At 71.7% G+C, this 25,350-nt stretch carries 22 protein-coding genes and 3 pseudogenes; 20 read left to right on the plus strand and 5 right to left on the minus strand.

Annotated features, from left to right (window positions below; translation table 11 throughout):
• Positions 1–304: 304 nt before the first annotated feature.
• Entirely contained in the window at positions 305–1,624 is a 1,320-nt protein-coding gene (locus ACZ49J_RS26345; RefSeq protein ID WP_467451873.1) for an MFS transporter, read from the minus strand.
• 630 nt (positions 1,625–2,254) lie between these two features.
• On the opposite strand from ACZ49J_RS26345, the gene ACZ49J_RS26350 reads away from it, so the two are divergent.
• Genes ACZ49J_RS26350 through ACZ49J_RS26365 form a run of 4 tightly spaced genes read left to right on the plus strand, consistent with a single transcriptional unit; the run spans position 2,255 to position 6,034 of the window.
• Complete coding sequence (locus tag ACZ49J_RS26350; protein WP_467452023.1) at positions 2,255–3,283, plus strand: NAD-dependent epimerase/dehydratase family protein; 1,029 nt, start codon at positions 2,255–2,257, stop codon at positions 3,281–3,283.
• Between the two features lie 5 nt (positions 3,284–3,288).
• A complete protein-coding gene (locus tag ACZ49J_RS26355; protein WP_467452024.1) occupies positions 3,289–4,170 on the plus strand; it encodes a glycosyltransferase family 9 protein in 882 nt (293 codons plus the stop codon).
• Positions 4,170–5,129 (plus strand): glycosyltransferase family 2 protein, encoded by a 960-nt coding sequence (locus ACZ49J_RS26360; protein ID WP_467451874.1) that lies wholly within the window; start codon positions 4,170–4,172, stop codon positions 5,127–5,129. Before ACZ49J_RS26355 ends, ACZ49J_RS26360 begins: the two co-directional genes overlap by 1 nt.
• Positions 5,126–6,034, plus strand: coding sequence for a glycosyltransferase family 2 protein (locus ACZ49J_RS26365; RefSeq protein WP_467451875.1), 909 nt, complete (start codon positions 5,126–5,128; stop codon positions 6,032–6,034). Before ACZ49J_RS26360 ends, ACZ49J_RS26365 begins: the two co-directional genes overlap by 4 nt.
• An 84-nt stretch (positions 6,035–6,118) precedes the next feature.
• On the opposite strand, the gene ACZ49J_RS26370 is transcribed toward ACZ49J_RS26365, so the two are convergent.
• Together ACZ49J_RS26370 and ACZ49J_RS26375 are read right to left on the minus strand one after the other, a co-directional pair.
• Entirely contained in the window at positions 6,119–6,595 is a 477-nt protein-coding gene (locus ACZ49J_RS26370; protein ID WP_467451876.1) for an SRPBCC family protein, read from the minus strand.
• A 295-nt stretch (positions 6,596–6,890) separates the two neighbouring features.
• Positions 6,891–7,184, minus strand: coding sequence for a hypothetical protein (locus ACZ49J_RS26375; protein ID WP_467451877.1), 294 nt, complete (start codon positions 7,182–7,184; stop codon positions 6,891–6,893).
• Between ACZ49J_RS26375 and ACZ49J_RS26380 the strand changes: the two genes are divergently transcribed.
• Positions 7,168–7,401: a hypothetical protein gene (locus ACZ49J_RS26380; protein ID WP_467451878.1), complete on the plus strand. Its 234-nt coding sequence runs from the start codon at positions 7,168–7,170 to the stop codon at positions 7,399–7,401. The two genes, ACZ49J_RS26375 and ACZ49J_RS26380, sit on opposite strands and share 17 nt — an antisense overlap.
• A 102-nt stretch (positions 7,402–7,503) precedes the next feature.
• A pseudogene (locus tag ACZ49J_RS26385) lies at positions 7,504–7,746 on the plus strand (MmyB family transcriptional regulator); the annotation flags it as partial.
• 268 nt (positions 7,747–8,014) lie between these two features.
• Here ACZ49J_RS26385 and ACZ49J_RS26390 read toward each other — a convergent pair.
• Together ACZ49J_RS26390 and ACZ49J_RS26395 are read right to left on the minus strand one after the other, a co-directional pair.
• The gene (locus ACZ49J_RS26390; protein WP_467451879.1) at positions 8,015–8,419 is read right to left on the minus strand and encodes a hypothetical protein; all 405 of its coding nucleotides are present in this window, start codon (positions 8,417–8,419) and stop codon (positions 8,015–8,017) included.
• Between the two features lie 303 nt (positions 8,420–8,722).
• Positions 8,723–9,763, minus strand: coding sequence for an LLM class F420-dependent oxidoreductase (locus tag ACZ49J_RS26395; RefSeq protein ID WP_467451880.1), 1,041 nt, complete (start codon positions 9,761–9,763; stop codon positions 8,723–8,725).
• Between the two features lie 239 nt (positions 9,764–10,002).
• On the opposite strand from ACZ49J_RS26395, the gene ACZ49J_RS26400 reads away from it, so the two are divergent.
• The 14 genes and pseudogenes from ACZ49J_RS26400 to ACZ49J_RS26465 all read left to right on the plus strand — a co-directional run bounded on the left by ACZ49J_RS26400 (position 10,003) and on the right by ACZ49J_RS26465 (position 25,265).
• A complete protein-coding gene (locus ACZ49J_RS26400; RefSeq protein WP_467451881.1) occupies positions 10,003–10,815 on the plus strand; it encodes an ABC transporter ATP-binding protein in 813 nt (270 codons plus the stop codon).
• A pseudogene (locus ACZ49J_RS26405) lies at positions 10,812–11,629 on the plus strand (ABC transporter ATP-binding protein). Before ACZ49J_RS26400 ends, ACZ49J_RS26405 begins: the two are co-directional and overlap by 4 nt.
• Entirely contained in the window at positions 11,629–12,519 is an 891-nt protein-coding gene (locus tag ACZ49J_RS26410) for a branched-chain amino acid ABC transporter permease (protein WP_467451882.1), read from the plus strand. Before ACZ49J_RS26405 ends, ACZ49J_RS26410 begins: the two are co-directional and overlap by 1 nt.
• Positions 12,512–13,609 (plus strand): branched-chain amino acid ABC transporter permease, encoded by a 1,098-nt coding sequence (locus ACZ49J_RS26415; RefSeq protein WP_467451883.1) that lies wholly within the window; start codon positions 12,512–12,514, stop codon positions 13,607–13,609. Before ACZ49J_RS26410 ends, ACZ49J_RS26415 begins: the two co-directional genes overlap by 8 nt.
• Before the next feature lie 110 nt (positions 13,610–13,719).
• Complete coding sequence (locus tag ACZ49J_RS26420) at positions 13,720–14,967, plus strand: ABC transporter substrate-binding protein (protein WP_467451884.1); 1,248 nt, start codon at positions 13,720–13,722, stop codon at positions 14,965–14,967.
• 110 nt (positions 14,968–15,077) lie between these two features.
• Positions 15,078–15,734: a TetR/AcrR family transcriptional regulator gene (locus tag ACZ49J_RS26425; protein ID WP_467451885.1), complete on the plus strand. Its 657-nt coding sequence runs from the start codon at positions 15,078–15,080 to the stop codon at positions 15,732–15,734.
• Between the two features lie 204 nt (positions 15,735–15,938).
• Positions 15,939–16,703: an SDR family NAD(P)-dependent oxidoreductase gene (locus tag ACZ49J_RS26430; protein ID WP_467451886.1), complete on the plus strand. Its 765-nt coding sequence runs from the start codon at positions 15,939–15,941 to the stop codon at positions 16,701–16,703.
• A 64-nt stretch (positions 16,704–16,767) separates the two neighbouring features.
• Positions 16,768–17,532 (plus strand): crotonase/enoyl-CoA hydratase family protein, encoded by a 765-nt coding sequence (locus ACZ49J_RS26435; RefSeq protein WP_467451887.1) that lies wholly within the window; start codon positions 16,768–16,770, stop codon positions 17,530–17,532.
• 7 nt (positions 17,533–17,539) lie between these two features.
• The gene (locus ACZ49J_RS26440; RefSeq protein WP_467451888.1) at positions 17,540–18,730 is read left to right on the plus strand and encodes a CaiB/BaiF CoA transferase family protein; all 1,191 of its coding nucleotides are present in this window, start codon (positions 17,540–17,542) and stop codon (positions 18,728–18,730) included.
• A 64-nt stretch (positions 18,731–18,794) separates the two neighbouring features.
• A complete protein-coding gene (locus tag ACZ49J_RS26445; RefSeq protein WP_467451889.1) occupies positions 18,795–20,558 on the plus strand; it encodes a class I adenylate-forming enzyme family protein in 1,764 nt (587 codons plus the stop codon).
• 1 nt (position 20,559) lies between these two features.
• Entirely contained in the window at positions 20,560–21,729 is a 1,170-nt protein-coding gene (locus ACZ49J_RS26450; RefSeq protein WP_467451890.1) for a thiolase family protein, read from the plus strand.
• A gap of 95 nt (positions 21,730–21,824) precedes the next feature.
• Positions 21,825–22,976, plus strand: coding sequence for an acyl-CoA dehydrogenase family protein (locus tag ACZ49J_RS26455; RefSeq protein ID WP_467451891.1), 1,152 nt, complete (start codon positions 21,825–21,827; stop codon positions 22,974–22,976).
• 176 nt (positions 22,977–23,152) lie between these two features.
• Positions 23,153–23,581, plus strand: a pseudogene (locus tag ACZ49J_RS26460) (enoyl-CoA hydratase/isomerase family protein); the annotation flags it as partial.
• Between the two features lie 37 nt (positions 23,582–23,618).
• Positions 23,619–25,265 (plus strand): CaiB/BaiF CoA transferase family protein, encoded by a 1,647-nt coding sequence (locus tag ACZ49J_RS26465; RefSeq protein WP_467451892.1) that lies wholly within the window; start codon positions 23,619–23,621, stop codon positions 25,263–25,265.
• Positions 25,266–25,350: the final 85 nt, after the last annotated feature.

Genomic DNA, 25,350 nt, shown 5'->3' on the forward strand with positions numbered 1-25,350 from the left:
CAGCGGGCACGGGCCACCCGCCACGACCGCGCCCCGACGGGCGGGATCGGGCCCTGCGGGCGGCCCCGCGGAACCCGCGGAACCCGCCCGTTCAGGCAGCCGTGCTCAGCCCCGGTCGCGTCGCCGCACCGGGCTCCGCGCCGAGGCCCTGCGGCCCGTGCGCCTCCACGTCCACGACGACCGCTTCCCGGTGACGGCGCGACCGGACGCCGGCAGCGGGCACGGGCCACCCGCCACGACCGCGCCCCGACGGGCGGGATCGGGCCCTGCGGGCGGCCCCGCGGAACCCGCGGAACCCGCCCGTTCAGGCGGCCGTGCTCAGCCCCGGTCGCGTCGCCGTACCGGGCTCCGTGCCGAGGCCCTGCGGCCCGTGCGCCTCCACGTCCACGACGACCGCTGCCGCGGTCCGGCGCCGGCGCAGGGCGAAGCCCGCGCCGATCGCGCCCGCGATGAGGAGTCCGCCGGTCGCGAGGGCGCCGCGGGCCCCGGCCAGCTCCATGAGGAGACCGAGCGCCGGAGGGCCGGCGAGGCCCCACACGGTGCTGATGGTGGCCCAGACGCCGAGCACCCGGCCCCGGAGGCGGGCGGGAGGATCGGTCTGCAGGACCGTGGTCCCGGCGGTGTCGGAGACGGACTCCACCACGGCCATCGGCAGGACGAGCACCAGCAGCACGGCGAGCGACGGGGAGAACGCGGCCACCGCCTGGAGCAGGGCTCCCCCGGCCGCCAGCAGGCCGACGATCCGTACGGACGGGCTGCGCAGCCGGGCGCCGAGGACCGCGCCGAGGATGCCGCCCAGGGCGAGCACGGTCGAGACCGTGCCGAACGCCCCGGCACCGCCCGCGAGGGGCCCGGTGACGAGGACCGCGAGCGTCAGCTGGTAGTTCCGCCCGAACACCGCGCTAATCCCGGTGATCCCGGCCAGCGCCATCAGCCGGGGCCTGCGGACGAAGAAGGCCAGCCCCTGACGCACAGTCATGTCGGCGGTCATGTCGGCGGTCATGTCCTCAGCCCGCTTCCCCGCCCCGCGCTGGGCGGGAAGGGTGACCTTGCCGGCCGCGGGAGCGTCGGGCTCCTGGTGCACCGGGCGCAGGAACGGGATGACCGCGGCGACGAACAGGAACGACAGTCCGTTGCCGACGTACGCGGCGGCCGTGCCGAGCACGCCGACCGTCACGCCCGCCAGCGCCGTCCCGGCGAGGCGTCCCGCGCTGTGCACCAGCGATCCCACCCCGATCGCGGAGGGCACGTCCTCCTTGCGGACGAGGTCGTTGCCGAGGAGCGCGCAGGCGGGGCCGTCGACCGTGGCGACGAGCCCGGTCACGGCGGCCAGCACCATCAGCACGGTCAGGTCGAGCCGGTCCAGCGCGACGAGGACGGCGGTCACGAACGCCACGGTGCCCAGGAGGGCCTGGCTGACGGCGGCGGTCGTCTTCCGGGGCCAGCGGTCCACGGCGGCGCCGCCCGCGAGGCTCACGAGCAGCGCGGGTGCGGCCTGGACGGAGATGGACAGCCCGGTCGCGGCGGCGGAGCCGGTGATCTGGAGGACCAGCAGGTTCTGCACCGTGAGCTGCATCCAGGTCCCCGCGTTGGACAGGAAGTTCGCGAGGGACCACCAGCGCATGCTGGGGTACTTCAGGGACCGCCAGGGCGAACGCGACGCGGACACGGTTACGGGGGCGGGCGCGTGGCCCGCGGGCGAAGAAGGCACAGTGAGCTACTCGGAGACAGGGCCGGGGACTCGGGCGGGGCCGGCGACTCGGGCAGGGTCGGGCGAGGGGACAGCTGCGGGGTGTCGGAACGCCGGCTGCGCTGCACGGCCGCTCCACCGGACGGGTCCGGCGACGGTGCCACCGGGTCGGCATCCCACGACGGCTGCGGCATGGGTTCACCCTTGGGCACGGCGCCGACCATCGTGGCAGACGGGGAGGGCGAGTCATTTCGCGTGCGCCGCGAACGCCGTCGGCGGGACCGCCAACCGCACCCGTGCCAGGGGCACTTGCCCCACCTGGTGTGCTTGCTCACAGAGCTCACGCCGCCGCGACGGCCACCCCCGCCCGGCGTGACGCCGGTAACACCGCCCCCGCGGCGCGCCCTCACGTGTGACCGCCACCCGCCGGGGCACCCGAGCGGCGGCCGCCCCTCCGGCGCACCACGACATGACCGCCCTGACAGCACGAACCGACCGGTCCGGGACCCCATGGCGCATGCCTGCCCGGACCCGCACCCCGGGAGGGTGGTGCACGTGACAGCCATGAGCTTCACCACGTCGGCACGGCCGGCCTGGGAACGGGCCCTGGTGACCGGAGGCGCCGGCTTCCTCGGGTCCCACCTGTGCGAGCGCCTGCTGGAGCAGGGTGTCGCCGTCGACTGCGTGGACAACCTGTCGACGGGCTCACCGGAGAACACCGCCCACCTCATGGACCGCCCGGGCTTCCGCTTCCTGCCACACGACATCGCCGGCCTCTCGGCACCCGGCGCCTCGGTGGCGCTCGCCGGCCCGTACGACCTGGTCCTCCACTTCGCGTTTCCCTCCGCCCCCGCCGACCGCCGCCGTCTCCCGCTGGAGACACTGGCCGCGGGCAGCGCCGGCACCCGCAACGCCCTCGCGGTGGCGTGCCGGGACGGCGCGCGTTTCCTGCTCGGCTCCTCGTCGGCGGTCTACGGCCGTCCCCACGCGCATCCGCAGCGGGAGGACCACGTCGGCGGCGTCGACCCGGTCGGCCCGCGCTGCGCCTACGAGGAGGCTCAGCGGTTCTCCGAGGCGCTGGTCACCGCGTACGCGGGCGCCGAGGGGGCCGACGCCGGGATCGTGCGGGTGTTCAGCACGTACGGTCCCCGGATGCGTGCCGACGACGGCCGGGCGGTGTCCACCTTCATCCGGCAGGCGCTGGCCGGGGAGCAACTGACCGTCGCGGGTGACGGCCGCCAGACGCGGTCCCTGTGCTTCGTCGACGACACGGTCGAGGCCGTCCTTCTGGTGGCGGCCGCACGGTCCGTGCGCCCGGTCAACGTGGGCGGCGGCGAGGAGACGAGCGTCGCCGCCCTCGCCCGCCGGGTGATCGCCCTGACCGGCTCGGACTCGACGCTGCGGTTCGTCGACCGCCCGGCCGGCGAGGCGGAGCGACGCGCTCCCGACACGACCTGGGTCCGCGAGTTGTTCGGCTGGAACCCGAGGGTGTCGCGGGAGGAGGGCCTCCAGCGGACCATCGCCCACTTCGCACGGCACCCCGCGGAAGCCGGTCGCCGCCGTGCCCCAGTGGCGAACGGACGAGGGGAGTGATCGCCGTGAAGGCGCTGGTCGTGTGCCCGGACGGTTTCGACGGTGTCCTCCTGGCCGGTCCGGCCGTCCGGGCCGTGGCGACGCGGGCCGAACACGTGACGATGCTGTGCTCCCCTGAGGGCGCCCCGGCCGCCCGTCTGCTGCCGCACGTCGACGAGGTGCTGACCTGCGCGGACGACGACCCGCCCGGCGGGGACGAGAGCGGCCCGGACGACGTGCTCGGACGGCTGCGCGGCGGAGCGCACGACGTCGCCCTCGTCCTCACCCCCACCGATCGCGGCCCCACGCCCCTCGTGGACCTGGTGCGCGGGGCGCGGGTGCGGCGCGTCGTCGGGAGCGCCGCCGAGCTGGGCGTCCGTCCCCGGCAGGGCGACGACGGCCGGCTGCGCGTGGGGCCGACCCCCGACACCGCGGGTCTCACCGGTAACGGCCCCTACGTGGTCGTCTCGCCGGGGCCGGACACTCCGGAGCGCGCCCGGGACGCCGACCGGTACGCGGAGGCCGTCGGCCTGCTCGCCGACGCGGGCCACCGCGTGGTCGTCACCGGCAGCCCGGACGAGAGCGCCCTGACCCGGCGGATCAGCGGCGACACGGCCGTCGACCTCGGGGGCCGTACGGACGCGCGGACGCTGGCCGGCGTGCTCCGCGCCGCGGACGTGCTCGTCGCCGCGGAGCCGGGCCCGGCCCATCTGGCGGCCGCCACCGGCACCCCGGTGGTCTCCCTGTCCCGCCCCGTGCTGCCCGCCGAACGCGGGGCGCCGTACGGCGTTCCCCGCGTGCTCCTGGGCGACAGCGACCGGTGCGGCGCCCCGGGCGACGGCGGCCACGAGGTCACCGCGCGGGACGTGGTCCGCGCCGTACAGGAACTGATCAGGGAAGGCATGTGATGACGGCGTCCTCCGACGGACACCACCGCCACGCGCCCCCGGCACCGGCGTCGCCCCCGGCACCGGGCGGCGCGGCGCGTACCAGCGTCGCGGTGATCACCCGCAACCGCCGCGAGAGCCTGTTGCGCACCCTGGACCGGCTGGCGGCGCTGCCGGAACGGCCCCCGGTCGTGGTCGTGGACAACGGCTCCACCGACGGGACCGCCCAGGCGGTCCGCGCCCATCCGGTGGGCGCGCGCCTCCTGCTCGCCGGGCGGAACACGGGGGCCCTGGGCCGCAACCTCGCCGTACGCCACGCGACCACGCCGTACGTCGCCTTCAGCGACGACGACTCCTGGTGGGAACCGGGCGCCCTCGACACCGCGGCGGACCTCTTCGAGGCCCACCCCCGGCTCGGCCTGCTGGCCGCGCGCACCCTGGTCGGCCCGGACGGAAGCGAGGACCCGCTCAACTCGGAGCTGGCCGCATCCCCCCTGCCTCCCGTGCCCGACCTGCCGGGCCGCCCGGTCCTGGGGTTCCTCGCGTGCGCCGCGGTCGTCCGCCGGGGTGCCTTCCTTGAGGCGGGCGGCTACCACCCGGTGCTCTTCTTCGGCGGCGAGGAGACGCTGCTGGCGTACGACCTCGCCGCACGCGGCTGGGGCGTGGCGTACGCCCCCTCGGTGACCGCCCGGCACGCCCCGGAGCCGGGCGGCCGGCCGGGGCGTACGGCGGTCCAGGCGCGCAACCATCTGCTGACCCTGTGGCTGCGGCGGCCGGTCCCCGTGGCGCTCCGCGGGACCGCCACGGTCGCGGCCGCGGCCGCGCGCCGGGAGCCCGGCGCCGTGTCGGCGCTGCGCGGGACGCTGGCCCGTCTCCCCACGGCGCTCAGGCACCGGTCACCGCTTCCGGCGCCGGTCGAGAGCGCGGCCCGGTTGCTGGACGGGACGTCCGCCTCCGCGCACCGGGGCGGTGCGTCATGAGCGCGAGGCGTCCGGATCCCCGTACGACGGTCGTCGTCATCACCCGTGACCGGCGGCAGGAGTTGCTGCGCTCCCTTCAGCGGCTTCGGGACCTGCCCGAGCGGCCGAGGGTGATCGTCACGGACAACGGGTCCGGTGACGGCAGCGCGGAGGCCGTCGCCGAGCGGTTCCCCGAGTTCCTGGTGCTGCGGCCGGGACGGAACCTGGGCGCGGTCGGACGCAACCTGGCGGTGCGTCAGGTCCGTACGCCGTACGTGGCCTTCTGCGACGACGACACCTGGTGGGAGCCCGGCTCACTGGCACGGGCGGCGGACCTGCTCGACGCCCACGAGCGGCTGGCCGCGGTGACCGCCCGCATCGTGGTGGAGCCCTCCGGCGAGGAGGATCCCGTCGTGGCGGAACTGCGCGACTCGCCGCTGACCGGTCCCGGCTGGCTGCCCGGGCCGCCGCTCGGCTCGTTCCTCGCCGCGGCGACGGTCCTGCGTACCGACGCGTTCCGCTCGGCGGGCGGCTTCCACCCCGGGCTCTGGCTCGGCGGTGAGGAGGAGCTGCTCGCCACCGACCTGCTCCGCCAGGGGCACTGGCTGTGCTACGTACCGGAGCTGACGATCCATCACGCGGCCTCGCCGGTCCGCGACAGCACCGATCGCCGGGTTCTCGGCCTGCGCAACACCCTGTGGTTCACCTGGCTGCGGCGCCCGTGGTCCTCGGCCGTGCGCCGCACTCTGTACCTGATGCGCACCGTGCCGCGGGACCGGGCGTCCCTGCGCGCGTTCGCCCGTGCGGCGGCGGGACTTCCCTGGGTGCTCGCCCAGCGTGACCCGGTTCCCCCCGCTCTGGAGGCCCGGCTGGCAGCCCTGGAGAAGGCGCGGCGCACCTCAACCGCCCGCAAGTACGTGGGCTGACCGGCCGGCCCCCGCACCACCAGGGCGGGAGCGCCCGTGGCGCTCCCGCCCTTGAGTGTGCGCGTCGCGTTGTCCGAGGGTGTGTCAGAGGGTCGAACCCGGGTCTTCCGGCCGGATGCGTCCGCGCCAGGCGCCCGTCTCGCCCCCGCGCTGTTCGATGTACTCCTTGAAGCGGCGCATGTCACCCTTGACCCGGCGGTCGATCACGCCGAGCATGTCCGCGCCCTTCTCGGTGGCGCCGGCGGGCTCGACCTCCATCGTGAGCTCCACCCGGGTGTGGGTGTCGTCCAGCTTCTGGAAGCTGACCGATCCGCGCTGGTGGGGCTCGCCCTCGACGACCCGCCAGGTGATCCGGTCGTCCGGCAGCTGGTCGACGATCTCGGTGTCGAACTCGCGCCGCACTCCGCCGATCTTCATGGTCCAGTGGTTGTGCCGGTCGTCGAGCTGCCTCACTTCCTCGACGCCCTCCATGAAGTTCGGGAACTCCTCGAACTGCGTCCACTGGTTGTAGGCCGTGCGGACGGGAACCTCGACCTCCACCGCTTCCTTCACCGTGCTCATGGGTTCCTCCTCGCTGACGGTCGTCCGCGCCGGGCCTGACGGCCGGCACGCGTCTTCCGGCGGCCGGGTACCCCGGGGCGGCCGGACAAAGACCTCCTCACGGCCGAATACGGGCGGCGCTTCTCACTGTCATCAGGCCCACGGTGACGGGTACCTGGACGCTTCGCCCACGGCCCCCGTGGGCAGAAACCCCGAGCCCTCCAACACCGAGGCGCTGGCCGCGGTGGCCGCGGCGATGATGTCCGAAACCGACGACGAAGGACATCCCGTGGCCTTCGACCCTGGAGGAGCGGCGTCACGGGGGCGTGACCCGCTGTTCCGGGTTCTCCACCTTGAGAAGGAGCTTGCCGGGCTGCTTGCCGGTGAACACCGTCGGCAGGAGGGCCGGCGCGTTCTCGAAGCCCTCGACGATGTCCTCCGCGACGTGCAGGCGACCTTCGCTTACCCAGGCGCCGAGTTGGGCGGCGCCCTCGGCGAGGCGGTCGGCGTAGAAGAACAGCGGGATGCCCCGGACGGTGAGCCGGCGAGTGCAGACGCGCATGTAGTTGGTCGGGCCCTGGAGCTTGACGTCGGTGCAGCCGGACGACATCGCGCCGCAGATCAGCCCGTCCCTGGGGCGCCATGCGGAGCAGCACCGTGTCGAGCATGTCGCCGCCGACGTTGGGAAGGTCGAGCAGGCCGGTTACGACGCGGCCATCGACTACAAGAGCGACAAGCTCGACGAGCGCGCGGGTCGACGCGGCCCGTCCCGCCCGGCCGGACCTCTCGGAGGAGGACCGGCGCGGACACCAGGACCACGACGATGACGGGGAGGTTGACGAGGAAGACCGAGCCCCCCCCAGAACTGGCCGAGGAGGACGCCGACGATGACCTGGCCGATGGCGAAACCGGCCGCGAAGGCCGCGGCGAAGTCACTGGGCGAGGCCACGCCCGCGGTGGTGCTCGGCAGGCGCGGCGACGTTCTCGCGTGGAACCGCACCGGGCACGCGCTGGCCGCCGAGCACATCCCCTTCCAGGCGCCACGACATCCGCAGGAGCGTCCGTCGATCCCCAGGATGTTCTTCCTCGACCCGCACACCCGCGCCATGTACCGCAACTGGCCGGCTCTCGCCGAGGTCCACGTCGCCTATCTGCGCCTCACCGCCTACCCCCCGGGGTACATCGAACAGGAGATGGCCATGACCGCTGCCCCAACCGTGCTGGAGGCCGAAGAGACCCCCGCCGCCCCGGCCCCGCCCGGCCGGCTCGGGCGACTCGGTGTCCGGGCCATCATCCGAGTACGCCTGATGCTGCTGCTGTGCTGGTCGTGGTCGGGGGTCTCGGGGCGTTCGCGCCGCAGGTGACCTCGGCACTGGCCGGTGCCGGCTGGCAGACCGACAGCTCGGAGTCGGTGAAGGTGCGCGAGCTGGCCCATGAGCATTATGAGCTGGCAGTGGATCGCGGCAGCAGGCGCGGCGACAGTGCCTGGACCAGGGCCAGGGTGCTGAGGGCGAACATCACCACGCCCAGGGGGACGTGGAGCGAGGGCACATGGGCGACGCCCAGCGCGACCTGCGCCGAAGCGAGGAGGAGGAATCCGGTGGCGTACAGGACGGGGCGGGGGGATCCGCCGCCGGGGCGCCACGCCAGGACGGTGGCGAGGACGTACAGCATGGTGGCGGCGTACATGACCTTCGAGCCGATGTCGTGGAGGAGGTAGCCGTGAGACGAGGTCAGGAGCGCTCCGGCGGTGGCCGCTTGGAAGAACAGGGTCAGGGTCTGCAGGGCGATCACGACCTTGAGGAACGTGAGGGTGCGCTGTGTGTTCGCCATCTGTCTGCTCATGCCGCGGTCTCCTCCGTCGTCTCCAAGCGGTCCGGCATCAAGACACCGGTCCACCGACGACCGTGACAGCATGTGACGCAGATCACTTCAAGATCAGCCGAGGAACACACGGTGGACGCCCGGTTGGACTGCCTCGCCGGCCCGACCGCAGGCAGGGCCATCAAGCAGTTGATGGCGGCAGGCGAGCGCTCAAGGAATCGCCGCCGCCCGCCGGGAGCCGGTGCCCTGCGGGTGAGCCAACTCCCGCCTGCGCGGTCCGCATGGACGCGCACACGAAAGAGGCCGCGCGACGAGACACCCCTGTCAGCTCAGCATGTCGCGCAGTCGCTCGACGGCGTGGAGGCGTTCCCCGTGCGTGTCGGCCAGCGGCTTCACGCACAGGGTCGTCACTCCCGCGGCAGCGAAGGCATCGAGCTGTCCGGCGATCTGCTCCTTCGTCCCCACCAGGGATATGGCCCTCAACAGTTCCTCGGGAACGGCGGCTTCGGCCTCCTGCTTTTTTCCTGCCAAGTACAGGTCCTGGATGCGCGCCGCCTCCTGTTCGTAGCCGTACCGACCGGCGAGCCGGGCATAGAAGTTCTTGTTCCTCGCGCCCATTCCCCCGATGTAGAGGGCCAGTTGTGGCCGAGCTCGGTCCAGCAGGTGTTCCACGTCGTCGCCGACGGCCAGAGGCGCCGTCACCGTGATGTCGAGCGTGCCCAGTGCCGCGTCGCGCCGGGACAGCCCCGCGGTCAGTGCCGCTCCCCACACCTCGGCGGCCTTTCCGGGATGGAAGAACACGGGCAGCCAGCCCTCGGCGAGTTCGGCCGTCAACTCGACGTTCTTCGGTCCGATCGCCGCCAGGGTGATGGGGATGCGGGAACGGACCGGCTTGTTGACGAGTTTCAGGGGCTTGCCGAGCCCGGTACCCCGTTCGGGGGGAAGCGGAAGCGGGTACTTCGGGCCCGGGTGCACCACCGGTTCGCCCCGCCACACCTGACGGCAGATCTCCACCACCTCGCGGGTGCGGCTGAGTGGCGCGTCGTACGGCACCCCGTGGAAGCCCTCGATCACCTGCGGTCCCGATGCTCCGAGGCCCAGCGTGAACCGGCCGCCGGAGACCTCGTCCAGACCGGCGGCGGTCATCGCCAGAAGCGACGGCGTACGGGTGAAGACCGGGAGGATCCCGGAGGCGATCTCCAGGCGTTCGGTACGGGCCGCGAGGTAGCCCAACCGGCTGACGGCGTCGAACGAGTAGGCCTCCGGCACGAAGGCGATCTCGACCCCTGCCGCCTCGAAGTCCTTGACGGCACGGACCGATCCGATGAAGTCGCCGCTGTAGTCCAGTGTCATACCGATACGCATGCGAAGGCACCTCGTCTTCTGACCGACTCAGATTTATCGAACGATCGTTTAACAGCGTACCGGCCCTGCTGTCCAGGCGGAACCGGGCGATCTCGTAGCCCTTCAGTCAGTGCCCATACAAGCGATCATGTGCAGGGACCTTGACCGAGTGACGTGGCTCACTTTACGTTCGCGCTGGCCTTAACGAACGATCGATGAGTAACGCCTGACGTTGCTTCAGAGCGGCAAGGGAGGCCGAAGTGCTCGAAATCGATGGACTCGTCGTCCGGTACGGCGCTCGCGCACCCGTTCTGCGGGGGGTGTCCCTGGACGTCGGCGGCAGCGGCGTCGTCGCGCTCCTCGGCAGCAACGGCGCCGGCAAGACGACGCTCATGCGCGCTGTCTCCGGCACGCTCGGCCTGTACGGCGGCGGGGTCACCGAAGGCTCCGTCCGGTTCCGCGGCGAACGGATCACCGGCGCGGACACCGCCCGTACCGTGGCGCACGGGCTCGTGCAGGTACCGGAAGGACGGCACATCTTCGCCGGTCTGACGGTCGAGGACAACCTGAACGCCGGTGCGCTCACCGTGCGGTCGTCGGCGGTGCGTGAGCGCACACGCCGTCGGATGTACGAACTCTTCCCGCAGCTCGCCGAGCGGCGACGCGCCCGTGGCGGGGCGCTGTCCGGCGGCGAGCAGCAAATGCTCGCCATTGCCCGGGCGTTGATGGCGCAGCCCAGACTCCTGCTTCTCGACGAGCCGTCCCTCGGCCTCGCGCCGCGGCTGGTGCATCTCGTGGGCGAGACCATCCGCGACATCAGCCGGGAGGGGGTCCCCGTCCTGCTGGTGGAGCAGAACGCGGCGATGGCCCTGTCGGTCGCCGACTCGGCCTGTGTGCTCGACCTCGGCCGGGTCGTGCTGAGCGGACCGACGGACGAACTGGCGCAGAGCGACGATGTGCGCCGCCTCTACCTGGGCGCGGACGCGGACGCCGGCCAGGGCGCCGGAGGACCCGCGCCATGGCCCGGGCCCGGAACCCGTGAAGCGCCGGCGCTCAGCAGGTGGTCCGGATGACGACGACTCAAACTCAGAAGGCACCGGAACTGCGTGTCGAGGACGTGAGCGTGGTGTTCAGCGGACTGCGCGCGCTTGACCGTGTGTCATTCGCCGTGCGACCCGGAACGATCCATGCCGTCATCGGTCCCAACGGTGCCGGGAAGACGACGCTGCTCAATGCCCTGTCGGGGATCTACCGTGTCGCCTCGGCCGCATCATGATGGACGGTCAGGAGGTGACGGGCCTGCGTCCGGACCGGGTGGCACGGAGGGGAATCGCCCGCACCTTCCAGAACATCGTCGTGTCACCGGTCGAGTCCACACTCGACAACCTCATGGTCGGCCGGCATCGGCTGACCCGGTCCGGGATCGCCGCGACCGCACTGGGACTGGGCCGCGGTGAACAGCGTGTCCACGAAGCGCGGGTGCGCGACATAGCGGAGTTCGCCGGCCTGTCCGGTGTTCTTCACCGCCCGGCGGCGAGCCTCGCCTACGGGGACCTCAAGCGCCTGGAGTTCGCGCGGGCCCTGTGCCTGGAACCGCGGTTGCTCATCCTCGACGAACCGGTCGCCGGGATGAACACCGCCGAGAGCGCGGAACTCGCCCGGCTGGTCTCCACGGCACGTGACGCGCTCGGTCTGACCGTGGTGTTCGTCGAGCACGACATGGGAGTGGTCATGTCGATCGCCGACCGCATCACCGTCCTCGACTTCGGCAAGGTCGTCACGGACGGCACGCCGGAGCACGTACGGCAGCATCCGGAAGTGATCAGCGCCTATCTGGGAGCGCCCATGGGATCCGGAAACGACCAGGTGGCGGAGAGGTTGTCGTGATGACCCGCGGAGTCGAAATCCTCCTGAACGGTGTGTCATTGGGGTTGTTGTACGCCCTGATCGCCCTGGGCTTCGTCATCGTCTTCAAGGCGACCCGCACGGTGAACTTCGCGCACGCCTCGTTTGTGCTCTTCGGCGTGTGGGTGGTGGCGCAGACCAGCCCGCACATCGGCTTCGCGGCCGCCGTGGCGCTCGGCCTGGTCGCGGCCGGGACGCTGGGGCTGGCGGTGGAGCGACTGCTGCTGTCCCGGGTCGACGGCCGCAAGCATGATGCGCTGGCCATCCTCACCATAGGGGTCAACGTGGTGCTCACCGCGGAACTGAGCTGGCGCATCGGGGAGAGCGTGCTGCCACTCGGCGCTCCCTGGGACGGACACGTGGTCCACTTCGGCTCAGTGGTCCTGCCCTTGTCCGTGATCATCACCATCGTCACCGTGCCGCTGCTGATCACCGGTCTCGCCGCGGTTCTCCGGCACACCGGCTGGGGCCTGGCCATGCGCGCCTCGATCGAGGACCGGGAGGGTGCGGCGCTCGCCGGTGTCCGGCTGAAGCGGGTCTCGGCAGGTGCCTGGGTGACGGCCGGCGTCCTTGCCGTCGCGGCCGGCATCGGTCTCGCGTCGTTCCCCAGCCCTGGCGTGGCCGTGAGTACCGGGACCGCGGCCATCAAGGCGCTCCCCGCCGCGATCATCGGCGGCCTCGACTCGCTCGGCGGGGCGATCGTGGGCGGCCTGGTCATCGGCGTCGCCGAGGTGACCGTCGCCGAGTACCAGGACGCCCTCTCCTTCCTCGGGCGAGGGCTCGGGGACGTCGTGGCCTACGTGATCATGATCTGCATTCTGCTGTGGCGGCCCTCGGGCCTGTTCGGCGCGAAGGAGGTCAGCCGTGCCTGAGACGTCCCGGCTCCCCAGGGCAGGGCGTGTGCCGGCCCTGTGCGCGCTGACCGCCGCCCTGCTGGTCCTCCTCGCACTGCCCCTGTATGTCTCCGCGTTCTGGCTGAACATGGGCCTGTTCGCGATGGCGGCCGCGGTCGGCGCGATCGGCCTCACCATCCTGCTCGGCGCGGCGGGACAGTTGTCACTGGCACACGCCTTCTTCGTCGCCGTCGGCACATACGGCTATGCCTTCCTGGCCGGAGAAAGCGGCGGCGGGGTGTCCGGTCTCGGCCTCCCCACGCTACTCGCCGCAGTCCTGGCCGTCCTCCTGGCGGGCGTCTGCGGCCTGCTGTTCAGCCCGGTCTCCAGCCGTCTGCGCGGCATCTACCTGGGCATCGCCTCCCTGGGCCTGGTGTTCCTCGGCCACCATCTGCTGCAGAACATGAAGCCGGTGACCGGCGGCTTCGAGGGCCGGACCGTCGTGCCGATGTCGATCGGCGGGTTCTCCTTCTCCGACCAGGCGGACGTCACCGTCCTGGGCGTTCCGTTCGGTGCCGCCGAGAGCCAGTGGTATCTGTTCCTCGTCGTCACCGCCGGGGCGGCGCTGCTCGGCCGCAACGTCCTGCGCGGCCGGCCCGGCAGGGCGCTGAGGCTGATGAGGGACAGCGAGATCGGCGCGAGCGCCATGGGCATCGACATACGACGCACCAAGACAGCCGTCTTCGTACTGTCGTCGATGTACGCCGGCGCTGCCGGTGTGCTCACGGCACTGGCCTTCCAGCGCACCGTTCCCGACTACTTCAGCCTCCACCTGTCGATCAGCTATCTGGTGATGGTCATCCTGGGCGGCCTCGGATCCGTGGGGGGCGCGATCGCCGGTGCGGTCTTCGTCACGACGCTGCCCCTGCTGTTCTCCCGGTATGCGGATTCCCTGCCGTTCGTCACCGGAGCCGGCGGGCGGGGACTGGACGCGTCGACAGCGGCACAGTTCGTGTACGGCGCGGTCGTCATCGTGGCCGTGATCGTCCAGCCGGGCGGTCTGGCGGCGTTGGGCGGCGCCGTTCGACCTCTACGAAGCCGTCGCCCGGCCGCGGCCGCCGCTCCCTGAGCCCCCGCACCCCAGCCGTCCGTCGCCTCAGACACTCCAGACACGCCCCCCGCCTTGCCGGACGTGTGCTGTCAACCACCTCATCCGCTTCTCAGCGAGGAGACACACCGATGCCCACATCGCGCGCACTCGGCCTGGCGGCCACGGCCCTGGCCCTGACGCTGGCGGTTGCCGGCTGCTCCACCAAGGCCGAAAAGGCAGCCGGGGCCACGGCCGCCGCCCCCGGGGTCAGTGACTCCACCATCAAGCTCGGGATGCTGATGGACCTGTCGGGCCCGTTCGCGGGCACCGGCAAGACGATCCTCGACGCGAGCAACGTCGCCGTGAAGGAGATCAACGCGGCAGGCGGTGTCTGCGACCGGAAGCTGGCACTCGTCACCCGCGACCATGGCTACGACCCGCAGAAGGCCGTCGCCGCGTACGACGAGATGGATCCGCAGGTCCTCGGTTATCTGAACATCCTCGGCACACCGGTCGTCACGGCACTGCGGGACAAGATGGAGGCGAAGGACGAGCTCGCCGGCCTGACGTCGTTCGCGTCGACCCTGCTCGGGGACGAGCACCTGATCGTTTTGGGCCCCACGTACGACATCCAGACGATCAACGGCCTGGACTGGCTCGTGAGGAAGGGCGCACTGCGCGGCGGCGATTCCGTCGGGCACATCTACCTGCAGGGAGAAATCGGCGAGAACAGCCTGCGGGGCAGCAAGTTCGCTGCGGGGAAGCTGGGGTTGAAGATCGTCGGTCAGCAGATCGACCCCACCGCGACCGACCTCACCAGCCAGGTCAACGCGCTCAAGTCGGCGAAGGTCAAGGCGATCCTGGTCGACTCGACGCCCAAGCAGGCGGCTTCGGTGGCGGCAGTGGCACAGGCGGCCGGCATGGAGGTGCCGATCATGGGTGGGGTGTCGACCTTCGCCACCAGCCTGCTCACGACGTCTGCGGCGCCCGCGCTCACCGAGCACTACACCAGGCTCTCCGGGCTGGGCGCCCTCGGCGCGGACAACGCCGCCGCTCGCAAGCTGGCCGCTGCCTGGAGGGCCCAGTACGGCAAGGCACCGGAGGCCAGCAGCGGAGTCGTCCACGCCTACGCCATGACCAAGCTGTACGCCGAGATACTCGGCAAGAGCTGCGACGACCTCACCCGCCCGGGCGTGCTCAAGGCCCGCAGCGCTGTCACCGACTTCAGGCTGCCCGGCCTGCTCCCGACTCAGGACTTCTCCGATCCCGCTGAGCCCAGTTCGCTCGAGACCCAGGTGCTGGGTGTGGACAAGGGTGTCTTCGCCGGAGTCGAACCACGCGGTGACTTCTTCGCATCGGACCTGGCGAAGGAGTACAAGGTTCCGTCGGCCCCATGACACGGGGACTGTGCCCGGCGGGTCCGGCGGTGGCGGTCCGCCGGCCCTCGACTCCCCCATGGCGGGGGGCGGCTTTGTCGATCGGTCGTTCGTTCTGGGAGGCTGGGGCCATGGATGCGACGAGCGGCGAAGCGGCGGGCAAGCGCGGCAAGGCGGCGGACAAAGACCCCTCCGGCCCCCGGGGAAACGGCCGGGGGGTCATCATGGACGCCGCACGAGACGTCTTCGCGGAGCGCGGCTACTTCGGCGCCTCCATCCGTGACATCGCCAAGCGGGCCGGCATGAGTCTGTCCGCCCTCTATTACTACTACTCCGGCAAGGCGGAGCTCTTCCACGCCCTGATCGAGGACTCGCTCGACGACTACTTCCGTCACTGCGAGAAGGAACTGGCCCAGGCCGGTGACGACCCCGCCGCGCGGCTGGCCGCCCTGGTCAGAGTGACGGTCGACTACCGGGTCCGGCGGCGGGTCGAGAGTCTGCTGACCCTCCAGGAACTCCGTTATCTCGAACCGGAGTACCGGAACCCCATCATCGAAAGACGGCACGCCGTATCGGGACTGTTCCAGAAAGTCATAGACGACGGCATGGCCGGCGGAGTCTTCCGGACCCCGCACCCGGACGACGCCCGCCGGGCGATCATGGCGATGTGCAACGCCGTCGCCCAGTGGTACGACCCGTCCGGCGACCTCGGGACGACGGAGCTGTGCGACCGGTACGTGCGGCTGGCGTTCGCCATGGTCGGACACGACGAGGCGCCCGCCCGCTAGGGCGCCCGCACTTTTCGTCGCGGTCATTGACAGCGGCTGATACGGCACTTAACTTAACGATCGTTCGACAAGTTTCTTCTCTCCATCGGCTGCGGTCCCGACCGCAACGGCCGGGCCCGTGGCCCGGCGCACGACGGCAGTCGCCGAGCCTTCGCGGCACCGGCGGCGGCAGATCCGACACCGACTCGACCGACTGGAGTGTCCATGCAGACCAGCGGAATATCCGCGGTGGTGACCGGCGGTGCGTCGGGGCTCGGCCTGGCGACGGCACGGCGGCTTCTCAAGGCCGGCGCCCGCGTCACCATCGCGGACCTGCCCTCCTCGGACGGCGACCGCGCCGTCCTCGACCTCGGCCCCGAGGCCGTCTTCGTCCCCGCCGACGTGACGAGCGCCGAGGACATGACCGCCGTCCTCGACACCGCCGAGCGGACAGGAGCGCTGCGCGCGGTCGTCCACTGCGCGGGCCGCGGCGGTCCGCTCCGCGTGGTCGACAAGGACGGCACCGCTGGTGATCTCGACCATTTCCGCGCCGTGGTCGACGTCAACCTGATCGGCACCTTCAACGTGCTCCGGCTCGCCGCCGCCCGTATGGCCCGCAACGAACCCCTCGACGGCGACCGCGGTGTGGTTGTCATGACAGCGTCGGTCGCGGCGTTCGAGGGGCAGATCGGACAGGCCCCGTACGCGGCGTCGAAAGCCGGAGTGGCCGGCCTCACCCTGTGTGCGGCCCGGGATCTGGCGAGCAAGAGCATCCGGGTCGTCACCATCGCGCCGGGCTTGTTCGACACACCGATGCTCGGCAGGAGGCCGAAGGAGAAGCTCGACGCGCTCGCTGCCGCGGTGCCCCACCCCCCGCGCCTCGGCGCGGCGGACGAGTACGCACAACTCGCCCTGCACATCATCGACAACCCGATGCTCAACGGAGAGACCATCCGCCTCGACGGCGCGATCCGCCTGGCCCCACGCTGAAGGCCGGCGCTCAACCGCTACTCCCCCACCGCGACCACCGCTTGGCCACCGTAAAGGAGCTGCCGTGGCAGACGAAGTACTGGTCGAGTACGGCGACGGCATCGCCGTCATCACCATCAACCGGCCCGAGTCCCGCAACGCGGTCACCCGAGCCGTCGCGGAGGCGATCGCATCCGCGCTGGACGAGTTGGACGAGCGTGACGACCTCGCGGTCGGCATCATCACCGGCGCGGGCGGCACCTTCTGCGCGGGCATGGACCTCAAGGCGTTCCTGCGGGACGAACGCCCGTACATACCGGGGCGCGGTTTCGCCGGGCTCACCGAGGCCCCGCCGCGCAAGCCGCTGATCGCCGCCGTCGAGGGCTACGCCGTGGCGGGCGGATGCGAGATCGCACTCGCGAGTGATCTGGTCGTCGCCGCCGAGGACGCCAAGTTCGGGCTGCCCGAGGTCAAACGCGGTCTGGTGGCGGTGGGCGGAGGACTGCTGCGGCTGCCGGGCCGTATCCCGTACCAGATCGCGATGGAACTCGCTCTCACCGGTGACCTCCTCACCGCAGAACGGGCTTACCACTACGGGCTGGTCAACCGGCTCACTCCACCCGGCGGCGCGCTGAAGGAGGCAAGGCTGCTGGCCTCCGCCATCGCCGCCAACGGTCCGCTCGCCGTACGGGTCACCAAACGTGTCCTCGTGGAGTCTCCCGGCTGGCCGCGCGACGAACTGTTCGACCGCCAGAAGCCGATCACCGAGCTGGTGTTCAACTCGGATGACGCCCGGGAAGGCGCGTCGGCCTTCACCGAGAAGCGCGCTCCCGTCTGGCGAGGCCGGTGAGCGGCCGGTGAACGAGGAACAAGACCAGAAACGTGCGAACGGCGCCGTACCCGATGCGGCCCCGGGGCCGCTCACCGGGCTGCGGGTCATCGAGCTGGGGGGCATCGGGCCGGGGCCGTTCTGTGCGATGCTCCTGGCCGACGCCGGTGCGGACGTGATCCGTGTCGAGCGCCCGTCGGACGTGGCCGGCAGGCCCGATCCCGTCCTGCACCGGGGCCGGCGCTCGGCCGCCATCGACCTCAAGCACCCGGAAGGCGTCGCCGCCGTCCTCGACCTGGTGGCGGATGCCGATGTCCTTCTGGAGGGCTTCCGGCCCGGGGTGGCCGAACGGCTCGGGGTGGGCCCCGGCCCGTGCCTGGACCGCAACCCGCGCCTGGTCTACGGACGGATGACGGGATTCGGGCAGGACGGGCCGCTCGCGCCGCGGGCCGGGCACGACATCAACTACATCGCCCTGTCGGGGGCCCTGGGGGCCATCGGACCGGCCGACGGTCCGCCGGTCCTGCCGCTCAACCTGCTCGGCGACTTCGGTGGCGGTGGCGCACTGCTCGCCTTCGGTGTGCTGTGCGCGCTCGTGCAGGCACGCGCCACCGGGAAAGGCCAGGTCGTGGACGCCGCCATGGTGGACGGGTCGGCTCAGCTGCTGGCCATGGTCTACAGCCGTCTGCACCAGGGGCGGTGGACCGACCGCCGGGGCGTCAACTACCTGGACGGTACAGCCCCGTTCTACGGCGTCTACCGCTGCCGCGACGGCGAGTACGTCGCGGTCGGCGCGATCGAGGAGCCCTTCTTCGCCACCCTCCTGGAACGGCTCGGCCTGGTCGCGGATGCCGACTTCGCCGGGCAGTGGGACCGTTCCCGCTGGCCGGTCATGCGGCGGCGCCTGGAGGAGGTCTTCGCCGCCCGGACCCGCGACGACTGGGCCGCCGTGTTCGCGGACGCCGACGCGTGTGTCACCCCCGTGCTGTCGCTGGTGGAGGCACCGCGCCATCCTCACAACGCCGCACGGGGCACCTTCCTCACCGACGGCACGGGAGTCCTCCAACCCGCCCCTGCTCCCCGGTTCGGCTCCTCCGCCCCTCGCCGGCACGCCCGGCCGGCCCCCCTTCCCGGCGAGCACACAGCACAGGTCCTCGCCGAGACAGGCCGGAACTCCGAGGAGATCGAGAAGCTTTTCGACGCGGAGGTCGTGCGATGAACCGGCGTATCGCGCGACAGCCCTGCATGGCCGGCCGCAGGCCGACGCGTGAAGGGAGCGGCACATGACCGACTACTGGCCCGCGGGACTGCCTCGCCGCCTCGCCTACCCCGATGTCCCGCTCGGCGCGGTGCTCGCCGGTTCGGCCCGCCGCTACCGCGACCGGGCGGCCGTACGCGACGGCGACCAGGTTCTCACCTTCACCGGCCTGTACGAACAGGCTGCCGCGTTCGCACGCGGCCTCAGGGCGCGCGGCATACGGCAGGGTGACGTGGTCGCCCTGCACCTGCCGAACACCCTGTGGTTCGCCGTCGCCTACTACGGCATCGCACTCGCCGGCGCGACAGTCTGCCCGGCCAACCCCGCCCAGCCGGCCAGGGCCCTGCGCGCCCAGCTCGCCGACTGCTCCGCGGCGGCCGTGGTGACCCATCCGGAGCCGGCACCGGTGCTGGCCGAGGCGATCGACGAGCTGCCGGTCCGGCTGGTCGTCATCGTGCCGCCCAGCGCATCGGCCCCGGCCGACAGGCCGGACGACTGCGCAAAGCTGTTCGGGAAGGCGGGCACCGCCCTGGAGGACCTCGTCGCAGGCCAGAGCACCCATCCCCCAGAGGTGCTGGTCCCCACCGACTCCGTCGCCCAGTACGGGTACACCGGCGGAACCACCGGAGCACCCAAGGGAGTGCGCATACTGCACCGCAACATCGTCGCGAACACCATCCAGGTCGCCTGCTGGCGCTCCGGGGCGCTCCCCGGACTCGACAGCGAAGGCGGTGTGGTGCTGAACCCCTTGGAGACCCCCGACGACTACGCCCTGGCACCGGGCAGCTACGTCACGTTGTGCATCTCGCCCTTGTTCCACGCCCTCGGCCTGATCAGCCTCAACTTCTTCCTCCTGTGCGGCGCCACCACCATCCTGAGCGGCCGCTTCAACGCGGAGTCGTACGTGGAGCAGGTGGAACGGCACCGGATCACGTACATCCCGGGCGCCCCCGCGCTCTGGCACGCTCTGCTGGCGACACCGGGCATCCGCACGCGGGACCTCAGCTCGGTCAAGGCCGTGGTGTCGGGCGGCGCCCCCATAGACACGTACACGTTGGAGCAGCTGACAGAGGTCTTCCCCAACGCCGCCGTCATCGAGGGTTACGGCCTGACGGAGGCGACAGCGACCGTGTCCAGCGGCCCGATCGCGAAGGCCGGGCTGCGCAAGCCGGGCAGCCAGGGGGTTCCCCTGTTCGACACCGAGCTGGAGATCCGGGACCCGTTGGATCCCGGCCGGAAGGTGCCGCGGGGCGAGCGCGGCGAGATCTGGGTGCGGGGCCCTCAGGTGGCCTCGGGCTACCTCGGCCGCCCGGACGAGACCGCCGCGCAGTTCGTCGACGGCTGGCTGCGCACCGGCGACACCGGCCACCTCGACGCGGACGGCTTCCTGTACGTCTCCGGCAGGTCGAAGGACATGCTCCTCTACAAGGGCTACAACGTGTACCCGCGCGAGCTGGAGGACATCCTCGGCGGACACCCGGCAGTGCTCCAGGCGTCGGTCGTCGGAAGGCCGGTGCCTGCCGTCGGCGAGATCCCCGTCGCCTTCGTGGTCCCCGCCGCTGAGCCGCGCGCGATGGCCGAGGAGCTGATGGAGTACGTCGCGGAGCGCGTGACGCCATACAAGCGGATCAGAGAGGTCCGTTTCGTCGACGAACTTCCCGTGTCCCCGGCCGGAAAGGTGCTGAAAACCGAACTCCGCCGCCTGGCCCGGACGACTCGGGGCGCGGGCGAACCCCCCTCGGGCACACAGGAAACCGGCACGCCGGACACGGCGGAAAGGCAGGTCTGACATGCGTGACGCGGTCATCGTGGACGCCGTCCGTACCCCCGTGGGCAAGCGGAACGGCTCACTCAGCGGTGTGCACCCGGTAGACCTGTCCGCCGTGGTGCTGCGGGCCCTGGCCGAACGCAACGACCTGGACCCGGCGTTGGTCGAGGACGTGCTGTGGGGCTGCGTCTCACAGACCGGAGAGCAGGGCGGCTGCGTCGGCCGCTTCGCCGTCCTGGCCGCCGGATGGCCGGAGGAGGTGCCGGGCGTCACCATCGACCGGCAGTGCGGATCCTCGCAGCAGGCGGCGCAGTTCGCGGCCGCGGGAGTGATGAGCGGTCAGTACGACATCGTGGTGGCGGGCGGCGTGGAGTCGATGAGCCGCGTCCCGCTGGGCTCCGGCCGCGAGCGGGGACCCGGCGAACCCTTCGGCCCGGCCGTACGGGCCCGGTACGGCGTCTCCCGGTTCAGCCAGGGGCTGGGCGCGGAGGAGATAGCGCGGCGCTGGCGGCTGAGCCGGGAGCAGCTCGACGCGCACAGTCTGCGGTCCCACGCCAAGGCGGCGGCCGCGATCGACGAGGGGCGGTTCAAGTCCCAGATCGTGCCGGTGGACGTGACGGACGAGGACGGTTCCGTACGCACCGTCGACACGGACGAGGGAGTACGGCGGGGCGGCACGGCCGCCACGATGGCGGGTCTGAAGCCCGCGTTCACCGAGGACGGCGTGGTCACGGCCGGCAACTCCTCGCAGATATCCGACGGTGCCTCGGCGCTGCTGGTCATGAGCGGCGAGAAGGCGCGTGAACTCGGTCTGCGCCCGATCGCCCGCTTCCACTCCTTCGCCGTCGTCGGAGTCGACCCCGTGACCATGCTGACCGGCCCCATCCCGGCCACCGAGAAGGTCCTGGGGCGCGCCGGTCTGGGCATCGAGGACATCGGAGCCTTCGAGATCAACGAGGCGTTCGCCAGCGTGACCTGCGCCTGGCTCGCCGAGACCGGCGCCGATCCGGACCGGCTCAACCCCGACGGTGGCGCCATCGCCCTCGGCCATCCCCTGGGAGCCTCCGGCGCCCGGCTGACCACGACACTGCTCCACCACATGCGAGCCACCGGCACCCGCTACGGCCTGCAGTCGATGTGCGAGGGCGGCGGCATGGCGAACGCCACCGTCCTGGAACTCCTGCCCCGCTGAGCCGGAGCCGCCCGAGCCCCGGAGCCGCCAAGCGGCCCGAGCAGCACTGGCCCTGGGGCCCGCTCGATGAGGCGCCCACGATCGAGGAGTGCGAAATGCCAATGGACGCAGACGAGTTCGACGCCGTTCTGGCGGCCGTGCGGGCCTTCGTGCGCGAGAAGGTCGTCCCGCGCGAGAACGAGATCGAGGAGAAGGACCAGATCCCGGCTGACCTCCGTGAGAAGGCCGCGGCCATGGGCCTGTTCGGCTACGCGCTGCCCCGGGAGTACGGCGGGCTGGGCTTCTCCATGACGGAGGACGTACGCCTCTCGCTGGAGATCGGCTACACCACGCCCGCGTTCCGTTCGATGTTCAGCATCAACAACGGGGTCGCCGGCCAGCTCCTGGCGAGTTCCGGTACCGAGGAGCAGAAGCGGCGCTATCTGCCGCGGATGGCCGCCGGAGAGTTGATCGCGGCGTTCACGCTCACGGAGGCGGAGGCGGGCTCGGACCCCAGCGGTATCAGGACCCGTGCCGTACGCGACGAGGGCGGCTATGTCCTGAACGGCAGCAAGCGGTTCATCACCAATGCCCCGCTCGCCGGTGTCTTCATGGTGTTCGCCCGCACCGGGCCGCAGAGCACGGGCGCCGAGGGGATCTCCGTCTTCGCCGTCGACGCGGACAGCGCCGGCGTCACCGTGGGACCGAGGGACCACAAGATGGGCCAGTCCGGGGCCTTGAGCGCGGAGGTCTTCTTCGACGACGTACGCCTTCCGGCGAGTGCCCTCGTGGGAGAACGCGAGGAAGAGGGTTTCCGCACCGCCATGCGGTCGCTGGCGAGGGGACGTCTGAGCGTCGCGGCGATGTGTGTGGGGCTGGCCGGGCGCATCCTGGACGAAAGCGTCGCGCACGCCTCGGTCGCCCGGCAGGGCGGACGTCCCATCGGCGAGTTCCAGCTCGTCCAGGCCATGCTCGCCGAGTCGCACGCCGAGATGTACGCGGCCCGCGCCATGGTGCTGGAAGCGGCCCGCGCGTACGACTCGGGCGAGGACCGCAGGCTGGCGCCGTCCTCCACGAAACTGTTCTGCAGCGAGATGGTGGGCCGGGTGGCCGACCGTGCCGTCCAGATACACGGGGGCATGGGATACATGCGCCACGTTCCCGTCGAGCGCTTCTACCGGGACGTGCGACTGTTCCGCATCTACGAGGGGACGAGCGAGATCCAGAAGCTCATCGTGGGCAGGCAGTTGCTGCGGGAGCGCGCGTGACGGGCGGCGCGGGCGGCCCCATGAGCGAGGCGCGCGAGGCCACCGGGCCGTACGGGGAAGGCGACCGGCCGTCGCCACGCGGTCGTGGGCCGGCAACGGGGCCGCCGTGAGCGACCGAACCCCTGGCGCGGCCGTGCGCGTGGAGGACGACGGGCCGGTACGGGCGCTGACGCTCCATCAGCCCGGTCGCCACAACGTCCTCGCCCCGACCGGCCGCAACTCCTCACCGCACTGCGGGACGCGTCTACGAGCGGTGCCGGGCAGTGGTGCTGACCGGGGCGGGAGGCAGCTTCCGCGCGGGCGGCGACATCCGCCCCATGACACCGGTCCCGGAGGAGTCCGCCGCGCGGACGGAGGCGGTCGCGGGCATCGTACGGGCGATCGTCCGGGGCCCGGAGCCCGTGCTCGTGGCGGTCGAGGGTGCCACGTTCGGGCTCGGCATGTCGCTCGCGGCGGCTTGCGACCACGTGGTGGCCCCCCGTGATGCCCGGTTCGGCTGCGCCTTCGGCAGGATCGGGCTGGTCGCGGACGCCGGACCGCCCGGTCGCTGCCGGCGCGGGTCGGGCCGGGCCCGGCGAAGCGCCTGCTGCTGTTCAGCGACGTGCTGGACTCAGGGGAGTGCGGCCGCTCTCGGTCTGACCGATGTCCTCTGCGAGCCCGGATCCGCACGGCGGGAAGCGGTACGGCTGGGCCGGGCGGCTCGTCGAAGGCGCTCCGTTCTCCGTCGCGGCGACCAAGCGGATCCAGGCGTCCCGGCCCGCGGAACTCGACGCCGTACTCGCCGAGGAGGTACGGGCACAGCCGCAACTGCCGGCCGGCGCGGACTTCGCCGAGGGCAGCAGCGCGTTCTTGGCCGGACGCGCTCCGCGGTTCCCCGGACGTCCACGACGGAGCGGGCATGCGGCGGGCGGCGCGGGCCACAGCACCGACACGCCCGGCACAGGCAGGTACGACAAGGTCGAGGAGAAACCCATGGCGAGGCCCGACTTTCCTCCCCGGACCCTGAAGGGTGATCGGATGAACGTGGCAGACACCGAGCGGGCGGAACGCTCCGGCCCAGGACGAGTCGCTGGTGACGCGGCCCAGCCGGCCGGGCCACTGGCGGGCATCACGGTGGTGTCCCTGGAACAGGCTGTGGCGGCTCCCCTCTGTACCCGCACCCTGGGTGACTTCGGGGCTCGGGTGATCAAGGTGGAGAACCCGGAAGGCGGTGACTTCGCCCGGCACTACGACGACGTGGTGGGCGGCATGGCGGCGCACTTCGTATGGGTCAACCGGGGCAAGGAGTCGGTCACGCTGAACCTGAAGGATCCATCCGGGATGGCCGTATTCCACCGGCTGCTCGACCGCGCCGATGTGATGGTCTCCAATCTTGCTCCCGGTGCCACGGCGAGGCTCGGTATCGCGCCCGACGACCTGGCCGTCAGCCACCCGGAACTCATCGCCGTGGAGATCGACGGCTACGGGCCGGGAGGCCCCCTGTCCCACAAGCGTGCCTACGATCTGCTGGCCCAGGCGGAGTCGGGCGCATGCGCGACGACGGGCCTTCCCGGTGCGCCGGCCAAGCCCGGTCCACCGATGGCCGACGTGTGCACCGGCCTGTATGCCGCGTTGTCGGTTCTGGCGCTGCTCTGTGGCAAGGAGCGTGGCCATGGCCGCGGCCTCACCGCGGTCGGGGTGAGCCTGTTCGACACGATGACGGAGTTGATGGGGTATCAGCTCACCTACACGCTGCACACGGGTGTGGACCAGCAGCCGGTCGGCATGGGCTCGCCCGCGGTCGCGCCGTACGGTGCCTACCGGACAGCGGATGGCCAGACCGTCGTCCTGGGTACGACGAACGACCGCGAATGGCAGCGTTTCGCGCGTGACCTTCTCGGCAGGCCCGACCTGGCCGACGACGAACGCTTTCGTACCACCTCCGGCCGGGCCGAGCACCGTGAGTTCCTGGACGCGGAGATCGCCGACTGGTGCGCGCGCCATGACTTGACGCAGGTGCAGAGCGACGCGGATGCCGCGGGGATCGGGAATGCCCGGTTCAACACACCGAGCGAGGTCATAGCCCATCCGCATCTGACGGCCCGCGACCGGTGGCGCCGGATCGACACACCTCACGGTCAGGTGCCCGCTCTGCTTCCGCCTCCGGTCATCGCCGGCTACGAGCCACCGATGGGTGGAATCCCCGCACTCGGTCAGCACACCGATGCCCTGCTCACCGAACTCGGCATCACCAAGGACGACATCGCCATGCTGCGCGCACAAGGTGCGGTGGCCCCGACCCCTCGCTGAGGTGCCGGATCCATGACTCGACGGCCAGGGCAGGCGCGGCGCCGAACCGCACCTTCAGCTGGAAAGTGCCTCCGGCGGTGGCGGG

The organism is Streptomyces sp. NPDC030840 (assembly GCF_055572015.1).

Coding starts and splice junctions, on each gene's coding strand:
- ACZ49J_RS26450 (WP_467451890.1), top strand. CDS start 20,560: ATGCGTGACGCGGTCATCGTGGACGCCGTCCGTACCCCCGTGGGCAAG.
- ACZ49J_RS26455 (WP_467451891.1), top strand. CDS start 21,825: ATGCCAATGGACGCAGACGAGTTCGACGCCGTTCTGGCGGCCGTGCGG.
- ACZ49J_RS26390 (WP_467451879.1), bottom strand. CDS start 8,419: ATGAGCAGACAGATGGCGAACACACAGCGCACCCTCACGTTCCTCAAG.
- ACZ49J_RS26370 (WP_467451876.1), bottom strand. CDS start 6,595: ATGAGCACGGTGAAGGAAGCGGTGGAGGTCGAGGTTCCCGTCCGCACG.
- ACZ49J_RS26465 (WP_467451892.1), top strand. CDS start 23,619: ATGTCCTCTGCGAGCCCGGATCCGCACGGCGGGAAGCGGTACGGCTGG.
- ACZ49J_RS26425 (WP_467451885.1), top strand. CDS start 15,078: ATGGATGCGACGAGCGGCGAAGCGGCGGGCAAGCGCGGCAAGGCGGCG.
- ACZ49J_RS26345 (WP_467451873.1), bottom strand. CDS start 1,624: ATGCGCTGGTGGTCCCTCGCGAACTTCCTGTCCAACGCGGGGACCTGG.
- ACZ49J_RS26410 (WP_467451882.1), top strand. CDS start 11,629: ATGACCCGCGGAGTCGAAATCCTCCTGAACGGTGTGTCATTGGGGTTG.
- ACZ49J_RS26420 (WP_467451884.1), top strand. CDS start 13,720: ATGCCCACATCGCGCGCACTCGGCCTGGCGGCCACGGCCCTGGCCCTG.
- ACZ49J_RS26365 (WP_467451875.1), top strand. CDS start 5,126: ATGAGCGCGAGGCGTCCGGATCCCCGTACGACGGTCGTCGTCATCACC.
- ACZ49J_RS26360 (WP_467451874.1), top strand. CDS start 4,170: ATGACGGCGTCCTCCGACGGACACCACCGCCACGCGCCCCCGGCACCG.
- ACZ49J_RS26375 (WP_467451877.1), bottom strand. CDS start 7,184: ATGTCGTCCGGCTGCACCGACGTCAAGCTCCAGGGCCCGACCAACTAC.
- ACZ49J_RS26445 (WP_467451889.1), top strand. CDS start 18,795: ATGACCGACTACTGGCCCGCGGGACTGCCTCGCCGCCTCGCCTACCCC.
- ACZ49J_RS26430 (WP_467451886.1), top strand. CDS start 15,939: ATGCAGACCAGCGGAATATCCGCGGTGGTGACCGGCGGTGCGTCGGGG.
- ACZ49J_RS26350 (WP_467452023.1), top strand. CDS start 2,255: ATGAGCTTCACCACGTCGGCACGGCCGGCCTGGGAACGGGCCCTGGTG.
- ACZ49J_RS26395 (WP_467451880.1), bottom strand. CDS start 9,763: ATGCGTATCGGTATGACACTGGACTACAGCGGCGACTTCATCGGATCG.